The 14,455-nt window shown below is 48.9% G+C and carries 11 protein-coding genes; 5 read left to right on the top strand and 6 right to left on the bottom strand.

All coding sequences use genetic code 11. From position 1 onward, the window contains the following. The first annotated feature begins 3 nt into the window (after positions 1 to 3). The 3 genes from hypD to hypA are packed head-to-tail and all read left to right on the top strand — an operon-like array spanning position 4 to position 2,511. Complete coding sequence (gene hypD, locus K0H60_RS09465; protein ID WP_220057976.1) at positions 4 to 1,143, top strand: hydrogenase formation protein HypD; 1,140 nt, start codon at positions 4 to 6, stop codon at positions 1,141 to 1,143. Next, positions 1,136 to 2,155, top strand: a complete 1,020-nt coding sequence (gene hypE, locus K0H60_RS09460; protein WP_220057975.1) for a hydrogenase expression/formation protein HypE — start codon at positions 1,136 to 1,138, stop codon at positions 2,153 to 2,155. The genes hypD and hypE overlap by 8 nt, the downstream gene beginning before the upstream one ends. Next, on the top strand, positions 2,155 to 2,511 hold the full coding sequence (gene hypA, locus K0H60_RS09455; protein ID WP_220057974.1) for a hydrogenase maturation nickel metallochaperone HypA: 357 nt from the start codon (positions 2,155 to 2,157) through the stop codon (positions 2,509 to 2,511). Before hypE ends, hypA begins: the two co-directional genes overlap by 1 nt. A gap of 131 nt (positions 2,512 to 2,642) precedes the next feature. Here the strand turns inward: hypA and lpxM are convergent, their stop codons facing one another. From lpxM to pheS, 4 genes are all read right to left on the bottom strand, one after another. Continuing rightward, on the bottom strand, positions 2,643 to 3,581 hold the full coding sequence (lpxM, locus tag K0H60_RS09450) for a lauroyl-Kdo(2)-lipid IV(A) myristoyltransferase (protein WP_220057973.1): 939 nt from the start codon (positions 3,579 to 3,581) through the stop codon (positions 2,643 to 2,645). Between the two features lie 96 nt (positions 3,582 to 3,677). Next, positions 3,678 to 3,974, bottom strand: coding sequence for an integration host factor subunit alpha (gene ihfA / locus K0H60_RS09445; RefSeq protein WP_011716870.1), 297 nt, complete (start codon positions 3,972 to 3,974; stop codon positions 3,678 to 3,680). Positions 3,975 to 3,977: 3 nt separating this feature from the next. After that, on the bottom strand, positions 3,978 to 6,365 hold the full coding sequence (gene pheT / locus K0H60_RS09440; protein ID WP_220057972.1) for a phenylalanine--tRNA ligase subunit beta: 2,388 nt from the start codon (positions 6,363 to 6,365) through the stop codon (positions 3,978 to 3,980). A gap of 14 nt (positions 6,366 to 6,379) precedes the next feature. After that, positions 6,380 to 7,363: a phenylalanine--tRNA ligase subunit alpha gene (gene pheS, locus K0H60_RS09435; protein WP_041413005.1), complete on the bottom strand. Its 984-nt coding sequence runs from the start codon at positions 7,361 to 7,363 to the stop codon at positions 6,380 to 6,382. A gap of 470 nt (positions 7,364 to 7,833) precedes the next feature. Between pheS and K0H60_RS09430 the strand changes: the two genes are divergently transcribed. Together K0H60_RS09430 and K0H60_RS09425 are read left to right on the top strand one after the other, a co-directional pair. Then, complete coding sequence (locus tag K0H60_RS09430; RefSeq protein WP_220057971.1) at positions 7,834 to 9,351, top strand: methyl-accepting chemotaxis protein; 1,518 nt, start codon at positions 7,834 to 7,836, stop codon at positions 9,349 to 9,351. 489 nt (positions 9,352 to 9,840) lie between these two features. Beyond that, positions 9,841 to 11,802 (top strand): TonB-dependent receptor domain-containing protein, encoded by a 1,962-nt coding sequence (locus K0H60_RS09425; protein WP_220057970.1) that lies wholly within the window; start codon positions 9,841 to 9,843, stop codon positions 11,800 to 11,802. A gap of 61 nt (positions 11,803 to 11,863) precedes the next feature. Here K0H60_RS09425 and K0H60_RS09420 read toward each other — a convergent pair whose 3' ends face one another. Together K0H60_RS09420 and yoaA are read right to left on the bottom strand one after the other, a co-directional pair. After that, on the bottom strand, positions 11,864 to 12,382 hold the full coding sequence (locus K0H60_RS09420) for a rod shape-determining protein (protein ID WP_220057969.1): 519 nt from the start codon (positions 12,380 to 12,382) through the stop codon (positions 11,864 to 11,866). A gap of 57 nt (positions 12,383 to 12,439) precedes the next feature. Continuing rightward, entirely contained in the window at positions 12,440 to 14,362 is a 1,923-nt protein-coding gene (gene yoaA, locus K0H60_RS09415; RefSeq protein ID WP_220058140.1) for a DNA repair helicase YoaA, read from the bottom strand. Positions 14,363 to 14,455 lie beyond the last annotated feature (93 nt).

The raw sequence follows: 14,455 nt of genomic DNA, 5'->3' as shown, positions 1-14,455 counted from the left end.
AAGATGCTTGACCTAAAACAGCTTTATCAAGGCTTTCGCGACCCCGATACCATAGCCTCGTTTGCAGAGGATATAGCTAAATGCGCCCGCACGCTCAAAGAGCCTATCAATATCATGGAGGTCTGTGGCGGCCATACCCACACCATCATGAAATACGGCTTACTGGATTTACTGCCGGAAAATATTGAATTTATCCACGGTCCCGGCTGCCCAGTGTGCGTGATGCCCAAGGAGCGTATTGACCAAGCCGCAGTGCTCGCCCAGCAAGAGAATGTGATTTTAGTGACACTCGGGGATATGATCCGCGTGCCCGGTTCCCAAGGCTCATTAGCCAGTTTCAGAGCCAAGGGCTGTGATATTCGCCCTATTTATGACCCCTTAGATACGCTCAAAATCGCCCGCGACAATCCCGATAAAACCGTGGTGTTTTTCGCCATTGGCTTTGAAACCTCGACCCCTATGACCGCCGTGCTGATACAGTTGGCCGAGCAGGAAAAGCTGGCGAATTTGTTGTTTCATATCAACCACGTCTTAGTGCCACCCGCGATTGATGCCGTCATGCAAGACCCTAAAGCTAGGGTAAACGCCTTCATTGGCCCTGCGCACGTAAGCGTGATCAGTGGTGCCAAAATCTATCGCCCCGCGGTCGAGCAATACGGTACGCCTGTGGTGGTTTCAGGGTTCGAACCCGTTGATGTGATGGAGTCCATCCTGCGCATCGTGCGGCAAAAGGTGGCGGGAACGGCGCTGTTAGATATTCAATACAGCCGCGCCGTGTCCGAGGAAGGCAATCTTGCCGCTCAGGCCAAGGTTAATCAATTTTTCCAGACTCGGCCGCAATTTCGTTGGCGCGGGCTTGGACCCATTCCCAACTCGGCGCTTGAGTTAAGACCCGAATACGCCCATAGGGACGCCGAGAAGTACTTTAAGGACAGATTACCTGTCAAAGAAATTGACGATCATAAGGCTTGCCAATGCGGCGATATTCTTCGCGGGCTCGCCAAACCTAAAGACTGTAAAGTCTTTGGCCGCGGCTGCAATCCCGAAACCCCTCTCGGTAGCTGTATGGTTAGCTCCGAAGGCGCGTGTAATGCGTATTACCGCTATCAAGGCATAGATAGCAAGGAGCCACACCATGGCTGATTTCCAACCCAAAGATAAAGTGATTCAACTCAGCCACGGTGGTGGCGGCAAAGAGATGAATAAACTTATTCGTGAACTGTTTTTTACCGAGTTCGATAACCCCATCCTGCGCAGCGAAGAAGACGCGGCAAAGCTTGATTTGCAAGGTGCGACCGCCTTTACCACAGATTCCTTTACGGTATCACCGCTGTTTTTTGCTGGCGGAGATATTGGCAAGTTGGCGATCGCCGGTACTGTGAATGATCTTGCCATGATGGGCGCCGAGCCACAGTATTTAAGTTGCAGTGTAATCATCGAAGAAGGCTTTTCGCTCAATCAGTTAACCACTATTGTACGCAGCATGGCGAAGGAGCTTAAACAGAGCGGCGCCAGAATCGTCTGTGGCGATACCAAGGTCGTGCCTAAGGGCTGCGCCGATGGCTTGTTTATCAATACCTCCGGCGTTGGACGGATTTTACGTCCGAATATCTCGGCGGCGAATGTCGCGCCGGGGGATGCAATTATTGTTTCCCGCGATGTGGGCTGCCATGGCGCCGCGATTCTGATGGCACGCGAGGGCTTAACTCTTGAATCGGCTTTGCAAAGCGATTGTGCCACCCTTTGGCCCGTGGTTGAGCAGCTTATTGCGGCGAATATTCCCATTCATGCGATGCGTGATGCAACTCGTGGTGGGCTGTCTGCCGTGTTAAACGAGTGGGCGGCCGCCGCCAATGTCGGGATTACCGTCAACGAAGCCAGTATTCCGGTTTGCGATGAAGTCAAAGGCTTATGCGAGCTTTATGGCTTTGAGGCCATGGATTTAGCCAATGAAGGCACCTTTATCTTGGCAGTCCCTAACGATATCGCCCTTGGCGCCTTGGAAATCATGCAGCGCTTTGGTCATTGCGAGCAGGCGGCCATCATCGGCACCGTCAGCGACGAATTGCCGGGAAAAGTGATCTTAAGAACGCCATGGAATACCAAACGTTACTTAGACTTGCCCCAGGGTGAACTGCTGCCAAGGATTTGTTAATGCACGAATATTCCATCGTCAGCGCCTTGATTGAGCAATGCGAGCAACACGCTAGGGCCAATCGAGCCAATAAAATCACCCGCGTCGATATCAAACTCGGTGTGATGAGCGGTGTCGAACCCGCCTTGCTCGAGACCGCCTTTGAGACCTTTAAACTCGATGGGCTCTGCCGTGATGCAGAATTGCGGATGACACTGCAACCCTTATTGATTGCATGTTTGGATTGCCACCAAGAGTCAGAGCTTGCTGAGCGCTCTATCGTCTGCCCTGCCTGTCATAGCTACCATACGCGGGTATTAGATGGTGAAGATATGCTGCTGATGCAACTTGAAATGGAGCAAGAGGACGAGCGCTGAGTTGCTATAGGCCTCTGACTCAAGCATTCACACTTGATAAAAAATGGGCTTTAAGTATTCCACTTAAAGCCCATTTTATTGGTCTGCTAGCAGCGATTCATCACTCTCGATAAGTCGCTATAGATAAATCACTATTGATAAATCGAGGCCTGCCCTTCTGGGCGGGTCTTAAGCAATCTTAAGAACCACATATACTGCTCAGGGTAAGCGAGGATCACTTGCTCAACCGCTTTGTTCAGTGCCAACGCTTCGTTTTCTTTACCGACCATGTCTTCGGCGGCAATGGCGGGCATCACAGTTAAATCAAACTGGCGTGAAGCTTGGTTATAACCAATTTTTACCGGCAGCACTTGGGCATTTCCCGCCTGAGCTAATCGGCCAACCACGGGTAATGTCGCTTTAACTGTGCCTAAAAACGGGGTAAACACACTTTGATCTGGGCCTAAATCCTCATCGGGCAGGTAGAAAAAGCTATTGTTCTGCTTCAATTCGGCCAACAAGGCGCGGATCCCCGCCTCTCGCATATAAACATGGCCACCGCAGCTACTACGTACCCGATTATTAAACCAGTTAAATAGCGCGTTTTTGTGGGCCTTAGCCATGGTCACCATGGGCAAGTCGAGGTTTAACCTCAGTCCCGCATAATCGATGGGCCACACATGGGGCATGATAAATATTACAGGCTGCCCTTCTGCCTGCGCCGCTTGAACATGCTCAAAGCCCATAAGATTCACACGGCGGCGTAAATGCGCCTTAGAGCGTACTAACAGCTCTCCTTGCGATAACAGCACTAAGACGAAGTTCTGCACGTTCTCATCGATTAAAGTTTCAATTTCGGCGGCGGATTTTTCAGGGAAACACGCCTTTAAGTTCGCTCTAGCAATGCCTATCGGCTTTTTCGCAATAGGCGCCACCAGTTTGGCCAAGGTTCTGGCGATAGGATCACGCAGCCAGGCAGGCATGCTCCCAAAAATGACTAATAGGCCGATCGCCAACCAAGTGACCCAATATTTAGGGTGCAATAAGGCCAGTTGAAAACGTCGGTCAAAATGTTTGGGCTGTCTTGACAAAGAAATCACCTCAGACAGTAAAAGACTGAATTCGCATAGGAAGAAAATAGGAAAGCCACTCGCGATGGAGTGGCTTTCCTATCAAACTTTAAGAAATTACTTGCCCGCGTTAGCTGCTTCTACGCGAGTTTTCAGTTTCTGGCCGGGACGGAAGGTCACGACACGGCGAGCGGAAATCGGGATATCCTCGCCTGTTTTTGGGTTCCTTCCCGGTCTTTGATTCTTATCCCTAAGGTCAAAGTTGCCAAAGCCAGATAACTTGACCTGCTCACCACTTTCAAGTGCGCCTCGAATTTCTTCAAAGAACGACTCAACCATCTCTTTAGCGACACGCTTGTTAATGCCTAGTGTTTCAAAAAGATGTTCTGCCATTTCGGCTTTGGTAAGTGCCATACTTTAATCCCTCAACGATGCGTTGAACTCGGTCTTCAGGGCAGAAACAACTGATTCTACTGTCTCAGCGATCTCTTTTTCCTCAAGTGTACGAGTAGTGTCTTGTAATGTAAGTGCTATCGCCAAGCTCTTCTTGCCGGGCTCAACACCTTTACCTAAGTATACATCGAACAAGTTTATGCCAACCAACTGATTTTCGCCAACTTTTCTTATCAATTTCATTACATCGCCTGCAGATACACTTTCATCTACGACTACTGCGATGTCACGACGATTAGCCGGGAACTTAGATACAGCTTGGGCTAGCGGCAAACTGGTATGCAATAAAGCATCCAATTCCAACTCAAAAACGATGGTTTTACCATTGAGTCCAAAAGGCTTCTCCAAACTAGGATGGATAGCACCTATATGACCGATCACTCGATCATTTCTCAATATTTCAGCACATTGCCCTGGATGAAGAGCAGAATGCGTCGCTACTCTAAAGCTAAATTCTGATGCGGAAACTGTCAAGCCGATAATTGCTTCTAAATCGCCTTTAAGGTCGAAAAAATCAACAGTTTTCGATTCCATAGCCCAATGTTCGTCATTTTGGAGGCCAGTTATGACGCAACCGAGCATAGCTTGCTGTCTTACACCTGATTCTGCATTAATATCAGGAACAAAGCGCAGGCCAGTTTCAAAAAGTCTCACACGACCCTGTTGACGACTTTGGTTGTAGCCAACCGCAGTCAATAATCCTGTGAACATCGACAAACGCATGGCCGACATTTCGCTAGAAATTGGGTTCGGCAACACCATGGCTTGCTCGCCTGGGTGAACCAGATTTTGCAGCTTAGGATCGACGAAACTGTAAGTCACGGCTTCTTGGAAACCACGGGCAACTAACAGCGAACGTACGCGCTTGAGGCTTAAATCAGTTTCTTTATGGTCTGACATCCGCAGTGACGCCACAGGCGCAACGTTTGGAATGTTGTTGTAACCGTAGATACGGGCCACTTCTTCGATTAAGTCTTCTTCAATCGCCATATCGAAGCGATAAGTGGCGGTAGTCACCTGCCAGCTACCCTCGCCTGCTACCACGCCGAAACCTAAACGTTCAAGGATTTCAACCACGTCGCTATCGGGAACATGGTGACCTAGAATTTTATCTAACTTGCTGCGACGCAATAGGATTTGCGCAGGCTTTGGTAAGTCAGCGTCAGATTTGGCTTCAACCACAGGGCCCGCTTCACCGCCGCAAATATCCAGCACTAAGCGAGTCGCACGGTCCATAACCTTGTGCTGCATCTCAGGGTCAACACCACGTTCAAAACGGTGTGATGAATCAGTATGCAGACCTAAACGGCGTGATTTACCCATAATCGCTAACGGTGCGAAGAAGGCACATTCCAGCAGAATGTCTTGCGTGGTGTCACTCACACCTGAATATTCGCCACCAAATACGCCAGCAAGCGCTAATGGGCAGGCATCGTCGGCAATCACTAGGGTGTCGCTTGGAATGGTCACTTCGCTGCCATCGAGCAGAGTGATTTTCTCTTCGCCATTCCCCAAACGCACTTGGATGTCGCCAGTCAGCTTGGCAAGGTCGAAGGCGTGCATAGGTTGGCCGAATTCAACTAACACGAAGTTAGTGATATCGACGATAGGATCGATAGAACGAATACCGCTGCGGCGCAGTTTTTCCTGCATCCATAATGGCGTAGCCGCTTTCACGTTCACATTCTTCACCACACGGCCTAAGTAGCGTGGGCACGCTGCGCTTTCCTTCACATTGATAGCCACTTTGGCATCAATGGTTGGCGTAACGGCTTGCCATTGTGGCTCAGTCACAGCCGCACGGTTTAACACGCCCACTTCACGGGCCAGACCCACCATGCCTAAACAGTCGGCACGGTTAGCGGTTAAATCCACTTCAATCACAGCATCATCAAGCTGGAGATACTCACGTAAATCCGTGCCTAATGGCGCATCTAATGGCAGTTCGATAATGCCATCGCTGTCGATATCGATGCCCAGCTCGCTGTATGAACACAGCATGCCTTCTGATGGCATACCACGCAGCTTGGCTTTTTTGATTTTGAAATCGCCTGGCAATACAGCGCCAACCATGGCAACGGCAACGCGCAGGCCTTGGCGGCAGTTAGGTGCGCCACAGACGATATCGATAAGTTCACCACTGCCGACACTGACTTTAGTCACGCGCAGTTTGTCTGCATCTGGGTGCTGGCCACATTCGACCACTTCACCAATCACTACGCCGTTGAACTCGGCAGCCACGGCATCAACGCCATCGACTTCGAGGCCAGCCATAGTGATCTGGTGGGATAATGCTTCACGGCTAACGGCAGGATTGACCCACTCACGAAGCCAAGATTCGCTAAATTTCATGCTATACAGCTCCGTTATTTAAATTGCTTCAGGAAACGCAGGTCGTTTTCGAAAAACGCACGTAGATCGTTTACGCCGTAACGCAGCATAGTTAAACGCTCAACGCCCATACCAAAAGCAAAACCAGAGTATTTTTCTGGATCGATGCCCACGCTGCGTAGCACGTTCGGGTGCACCATACCGCAGCCTAACACTTCTAACCATTTGCCGTTTTTACCCATCACGTCTACTTCGGCTGAAGGTTCAGTGAATGGGAAATAAGAAGGACGGAAACGCACCTGTAAATCTTCCTCGAAGAAGTTACGCAGGAAGTCATGCAACACGCCTTTTAATTCGGCGAAGTTTACGTTTTCATCCACCAGCAAACCTTCCACTTGGTGGAACATTGGCGTGTGAGTTTGGTCGTAGTCGTTACGATACACACGACCCGGTGAAATAATCCGCAATGGCGGCTTTTCAGTTTCCATAGTACGGATCTGCACGCCCGAAGTTTGGGTACGCAGCATCAGCTTAGGATTAAAGTAAAACGTATCGTGGTCGGCACGCGCTGGGTGGTGCTCAGAGATATTCAAGGCGTCGAAGTTATGGAAGTCATCTTCGATTTCAGGCCCTTGTTTTACCGTAAACCCTAATTCCCCAAAAAAGGTTTCGATACGTTCAATGGTGCGCGTTACTGGGTGTAAGCCACCGATGTCGATAGTGCGGCCTGGTAGCGTCACATCAATCTTTTCGGCGATTAACTTGGCTTCCAATTCGGCACTTTTCAGGCCGTCGATGCGCTCAGTTAATTTCTGTTGAATGGCCTGCTTCGCATCATTGACCGCCTGACCAAAAGCGGGTTTTTCTTCAGGACTTAAGCTGCCCATCATTTTCATCATGTCGGTGATCTTACCCTTCTTACCCAGGTAATCGACACGGATATCATCCAGTGCTTTTAGATCACTGGCCTGGTCAATAATGACTAAGGCTTGTTCTACGATCTCAGTTAACTGCTGCATTTTCTCTTCCACTGCATAGTCGCGCTTGATAAACAAGTGCTATGGGCGCCAAACTTTCAGGCTATTTGGGTGCTCAGGTTATCGGGCGTTAATGCCAGACGCTTTGCTAGCTATAACGAAATAAAAGGAGAGAAATTTTACGCGAGCGAGCGGCATATTACTAGGGTTTATTCGGGGTTTTTATCATGCAAATTCATGTGTTACCCCAACAAATGCCGCGAGTTGGAGAGCAACAAATCACGATTGCTGATTTTTACAGCAAACGGTTCCTCATCTGCTACCACTAGCTACATATGTAGCTAAACTGTAAACTTATGTTTGTACCTTGCCAAAATTGCAGCAAATAAACTCAAAAAGACTGCAATTGGACAACAATAATACAAGCAACTGCTTACAAGACAGAAAATCATAAAGTCTATGGCAAACCGACCGATATCCATTTGGTCACAGCCCAATTTATCGAGGCGCTAATGAAAGAAGTAAAATTTCGCTGGATAGATCAATATCTTATCCACATGACCTTAAAAACCAAATTTGCAATTCTCGCCCTAGTTCCCATGTTTATGATTGTGGGATTAGCGGTATTTTTAAATACTCAGTTTAGGGATACCCTGCTCGAAAGCCATTTGAACGGCATTCAGGACTCGTCACAGAAAATCAATCAACTCGCGGCGCAGATCTATAACAAACTGCCCGAACAAGAACAGCAAAATCTCCCCAATCTTTTAAGCCAAGGCTTGCAGAATGTTCGGATTGTCACGGTTTCAGAGGCCGACAGCCGCGCGCAAACCCTTGCACGCAGTGGTGGCGGTATCGATACCAGCAGTTCACCTAATCGGGCGATAAGCTCGGTTAACGCTCAAAACCTCGTCACTATCATTCCCGTCGACGATCGCGCGATTGATGCCTTACTGGCCGATGACAACATCTTAGTTTATGGCGTGATGGCAGTGCTGTTATTCGTGCTCTTCCTGTTTAGCTACTACATCTCCACCTTTGTGGGCGGTGCACTCTATACCACAGTGATGGCGCTCAAACGCGCCGCCTCGGGGGATTTGACTGGCCGATTAAACTTCTTCGAAGTGAAAGATGAATTCAGCATTTTAGCGATTAGTATCGACACCTTGGTCGAGCGTCAACATACCCTAGTGAAGCAAATTGCAGAATCCACCAGCAAAATCCGCGAAGTGGTTTCATCATTTAGAAGCACGGCGCAGCAAGGACAAGCCCTTGCGGTCAATCAACGTCAGCACCTCGATTCCTTAGCCACAGCGATGGAAGAAATGACCGCTGCGGTTAAAGAAGTGGCGCGCAACGCCGAGCAATCCTCCGCCGAAACCCAAGAGGCGAATCAGCAGGTCAATGCGGGCTCTAAGGATATTGAAACCACAGTGAGCGCGATTGATGTGCTATCGGATGAAATTTCTGCCGCCTCGGATGCGGTCAATATCCTCAACGAAAACGCCAGTAAAATCGATGAAGTCGTGTCGACCATTAATGCCATTTCGCAGCAGACTAACCTACTCGCCCTCAATGCTGCGATTGAAGCTGCGCGTGCGGGAGAACAAGGCCGTGGCTTTGCGGTGGTGGCCGATGAGGTGAGAACCCTTGCTGGTCGTACTCAGGCGGCAACGGTTGAAATCAAGTCGATGATCGAGTCATTGCAACTGGGTAGCCGCAACCTGACGCAAGTGATGTCCCGAACCGTGAGCCAAGCGAGTGAAGGAAAGCAACATGTGCTGCAAACGGGTAAGGATCTCGAGTCGATTGCCCACCACAGCAGCCGCGTGTTCGAAATGAGCGTGCTGATCGCAACGTCTGCCGAAGAACAATCGGCCGTGGCTAACGAAATCGCCACCAATCTGATGGAAATTCGCAATCAATCCCACGATGTCGAGCAATCGGCGAACCAATCAGTGTCGGGTTGTGATGAATTACAAGCCACCGCTGGCCAACTCGATCAGTTAATGGTTGGACTTAAGGTCTAATACTGAAAATTGAGTGTCGAGTAATAGTCGAGTAATAGATGAAGGGATAACGCTTATCCCTTCATCTATATGCTCCTATAGGCCTCTTCTGCATTCATAGTCTTCCCTCAGCATTGCTGCTTATTGTCTTATTCAGTGCACCAGCTAACCTGTTAACACTTTAAGCTGCCAAGTTTTAACTGAGCTTCAGCTAGCGAGGTTCATTTCAAACTGTGGCTACTTAGACGCACACTGAACATGGACATAAATCGCTAACACCAACAACCAGCATTTATCAAACATGCTTGTAAAGCAGAACCACAGTTTACAACTACTCATCGCGATTAAAGTTCGCTCAAAGCAAACACTTATTTTCACGAAAAAAAGAACAGTATCCCTTTGTTGTAAATATAAAATTTACACTGACTTTACACTTAACTGTGGGATAGCGACTTGTTGACACATTTAAGAATAATTATCATTCGCCAAAATTTTACAAGGAAGAATGATATGCCTGCACAACCCGATTTTACCCCTCGTCTGACACGATTTTCCCGCAAAGCCCTCCCTTTAGCCATCAGCCTCGGCCTCAGTGCTATATCGGCAACGGCACTCGCCGACAATAGCGCCACAGGCGAGATGGAACGCATGGTGATCACTGCGACGCAAACCAAACACTCAGAGCTATCGGCGCCAGCATCAGTATCAGTGATTAATCGCACTGAGCTTGAAGCCTTAGTGATTGATGACCTCGCCAGTGCAGTGCGTTATTTACAGGGAGTGAATATCAGTGAAGGTACGCCCTATGGTCGCAATGAAATTAGCCTTAGGGGTCTGGATTCTGACTACACCTTAATCTTGATCAATGGCCGCCGCGTCAATTCTCGCGAGGCGCTCACCTCCAACTATGGCAATGACTTCGACCTGTCATCTATCCCCATGTCTGCTATCGAGCGTATCGAGTTAGTTCGCGGCCCCATGTCATCCCTCTATGGCTCCGAAGCCTTAGGTGGCGTCGTCAATGTTATCCTGCGCCAACCGACCGAAACTTGGCAAACCAGTGTCGGCGTGCAATACGACACGCCAACCAGTGGTAAAGGCGGTGATAGCACTAAATACAACTTCTACACTAGCGGCGCACTCGTTAAGGACAAACTGCTGGCGAACTTGATTGTCGATAGCAATAAACGTGATGCCTGGCGTTCAGACTTAAAGCCAACTATCGATGCCCTCGAAGACAGGGATGAGATCAGCGCCTTAGCTAATCTGCAATGGTTAATCGACAAGCAGCAGGATCTACAATTCGATATCAGTTACGCCAACGACGAGCGTGAGTCAGACTGGAATAACTACGGCACGATTCTGACCAACAACCAACAGGCGGAGCGCATTAGCTCAGGATTGACCCATAACGGCCGTTGGGATTGGGGTGATACTCGCCTGCGCTACTATTATGAAAATGTCGAAGTAACCGATGATTCAGCACTGATCGCGCAAATTGGCCATATCACTCAAACCAACCACAATCTCGACGGCCAAACCACAGTGTTACTCGGCGAACATATGCTGACGGGCGGCGCCGAATACCGTTGGACCAAACTTGAGAACAGCCGCAATATTTTAGGCGATGGCACCTTAGACGACAGTCAGTCGGCACTATATCTGCAGGATGAGTTCAGTTTAGGCGAACTGAGTCTCACCCTCGGTGGCCGTGTCGATCACCACGATGTGTATGGCACTGAGTTTAGTCCTCGCCTCTATCTGGTTTATCCGCTCAGCTCCGAATGGGTGATCAAAGGTGGCGGTGGTAAAGCCTTTAAAGCACCGAATATGTCGCAATCCCAAGCCGATTATATTATCCCAGCCTGTCGTGGTGCCTGCTCTGTGGCGGGCAATCCGGATCTGCAACCCGAAACCTCGGTGAACTATGAGCTATCGACCCAATACCAAACCACAGATTTTGGCGGCTCCATCACCTATTTCCATAATGATGTAGAAAACAAAATCATCACCGAGACTTGGGACAGAACCCCGGGCGCCGTACTCACCTATCAAAACGTTAACGAAGCTAAGATCACCGGTTGGGAATTACAGGCATGGTACGACTTAACCGACAGTTTAAGTATCAGTGGTAACTACAGTAAAACCGATGCCAAGGATAAACAAAATGGCGCGCCTTTTACTTTAACGCCTGAAGATAGCTACAACCTGAAACTGCAATGGCAGGCGTTAGAGGGATTATCCACCTTTATTGCTTATCACTACACGGGTGAACAATATCTGAGAACCAATGTTAAATCAGATGGTTATGGTTCACTTGATTTAGGTGTGAATTATCAAATTAACCCTATGTTTAGGGTAAAACTAGGGGTGACTAACTTGACGGATGCCGAGCGCGATCAAATTGCCACCGATTTGGATTACATTCAAAAGAGCCGCAGCGTGTATGCTGGGGTAACGGCAAGCTTCTAATCCTGAGATCATGGCCTGCCGCGGCAGGCCATGCTTCTCCTCGAATATCAGTAAAACAAGTTTAGATTAATTTTTTATAGGCTCTCTGTGTTTCAACGCGGCGCTTGATCTCATCAAACGTATCGAGGTCAGTATTGAGTCTAGGGCCAAGGTAAATTACCACTTCTCTTGCGCCAGCGCCCATGGCAAGTTCACGCAGTACTCTATCCTCAATATCGGTAAGGCCGCCTTCAGTCTTTTCTAACTGGTGTACAATCACCCGAGGCGTTGCCCGAAATCCAGATGTATGAAGTTGCGAAATGCCATATTGGAGCAGCTTTTCGGCGAGTTCAAAGCTTGCGACAAACATCCTAGGATGGGAAAAAGGATTAACTAGCCGAACGCCCTCGCCCTGCAAACCCATCGCCTCGCGACCAATGGCCTTGATCCGCGTCTGAGTCGGCTCATCGACGAGGGCAAGCACAGGCTCATATTCAATACAGGTCTTATCACCAAAAGACTTTATCGTAATCTTAGCTTCCGTTAACTCAATCAATACATCTTTAGAAACTAAGCCTTTTAACCAAGTAAACACGTTCATTCTCCCTATAAAAAAACCTACACAAATGAAGCGTTTTAGCTCCAACTAATTATTGTATTAAGGGATTTTCCTTAAAAATTGCAGGGCTTGGTCTAAATCTCGGGTGCGGGACATCGGCGGCAGGGAATTTAAAAACGCCTGTCCGTAGGCGCGATTCACAATTCGATTATCACAGAGAATGAGTACGCCGCAGTCCTTTTCGTCACGGATCAAACGTCCAACCCCTTGTTTGAGCGCAATAATCGCTTGAGGTAATGACACTTGAGTAAAAGGATCGCCACCCTGACGGCTGATATTGTCGGCGCGGGCACGGTAAAGCGGCTCATCGGGCGAGACAAAGGGCAGCTTATCGATAATTACGCAGCTTAGTAATTTGCCACGAACGTCCACCCCTTCCCAAAAACTGCTCGTCCCCAGTAATACCGCATTCCCCAATTGGCGAAACTTGGTCAGCAGACTCTGCTTACCCGCCTGCCCTTGTACCAACAGCGGATATTGAGTGCGAGTGCGTAATGCAAGCGCGGTTTGCTCGAGCATTTTATGGCTGGTAAACAGAATAAAGGTTCGCCCCTGCGCCGCCTCAATCGCTTTGACACACACATCGACTAACTGCTTAAGTGCTTGCTGCTGATTCGTCACATTCCCCAGTTGTCTCGGCACACAAAATAAAGCCTGACTCGGATAATCGAAGGGACTGTCTAAAATATGCGCCTTGGCATCACTGATCCCAAGCTCCTGCGCAAAATGGTCTAGGCTGCGGTTCACTTGCAAGGTAGCCGAAGTAAAAATCCAGCTAGTATTGGCCACAAATAGCTGCTGGCACTCGCGGGCAATATTGATAGGTGACATACGTAGCATGACAAAACGGCTACCAAACTCAACGCTGTAGGCCGCCTGCGGGTTATCGCAATTAAAAAATTGATTCAGTTTATGGTTTAGCTCAGTCAGCTTTACCGCAATATCATCCAATAATTCACTGCGCCCCACGTGCACAAGTAACAGCTTTTGCAGTGCGGTTAATTCAGCCAATAAATCCCAAGAAGCTAAGGCGATGGATTTATTACCAAGCTGCAGCCGCCAATCCGACTCGCCGCTCGAAAATAATACATTATGCCAATCACTTAACTTGGCCAAACAGCGCTGACAGAATTGAGCAATCTGGCCCGTATCGCTGAGCTCAGTTTGATAAATCTGCAATAACTTTTGCAGATAATCATCGATGGTGCGACTCGACGATTGCTGCCCAAAGTAACTGACGCAGATGTCTGGCAACAAATGCGCCTCATCGAAGATCACAACATCGGGATCGGGCAACAGCTCGGCAAAGCCCGTATCCTTTAACACGCTGTCGGCAAAGAATAGGTGATGATTCACCACAATGATTTTGGCGTCCATGGCTCGGCTGCGGGCCTTGCGGGTAAAACAGGCATCATAAAATTCGCAGCGCTGCCCAAGACAGGTTTCTTTCGTGCTGACCACTAAGGGAAGCGCGGGAGAGTTTTCGGCAACAGAAGTTAAGCCACCGATATCACCATCCTTACTCATACCCGCCCATTGGTTGATTTTCAGTAAATCATCCAATAATCGCGCCTCAATATGGCTGGCCTCCTGCATCTGCCTATCGAGCCGATGCTGGCATAAATAATTATTGCGACCTTTTAATAGTGCGAGCTTGGGCGCAATCCCAAGCATAGAGGTCAACGCGGGTAAATCCTTTAGAAACAATTGCTCCTGCAGGTTTTTACTGCCCGTGCTCACGATCACTTGCTTGCCACTTAAGATGGCAGGAATTAAATATGCGAAGGTTTTACCGACCCCTGTGCCCGCTTCGATCAGTGCATTGCCCTTACTCGCAATCGCTTCACTGATGATTTGCGCCATTTCAACCTGACTATGACGCGCACTAAAGCCTTGAATATGTTTAGCGAGCACCCCATCGCAGTCAAAAGCGCGCAGCACTTCACTCGCCAATCGGCTCATCGGACGTTGAGCGTCGCTCGACTGCTGATTGGATTGCTGAAGTTTGGCTTGCCGCATAGCTGGGCGTCGGGTGTGATTCAAGGGCGAGCGAGG

It is taken from the genome of Shewanella mangrovisoli, from assembly GCF_019457635.1.
GTDB lineage: Bacteria > Pseudomonadota > Gammaproteobacteria > Enterobacterales > Shewanellaceae > Shewanella > Shewanella mangrovisoli.
Note: the sequence above shows the minus strand (reverse complement) of the source record. Positions and strands in the feature narration are given on the sequence as shown.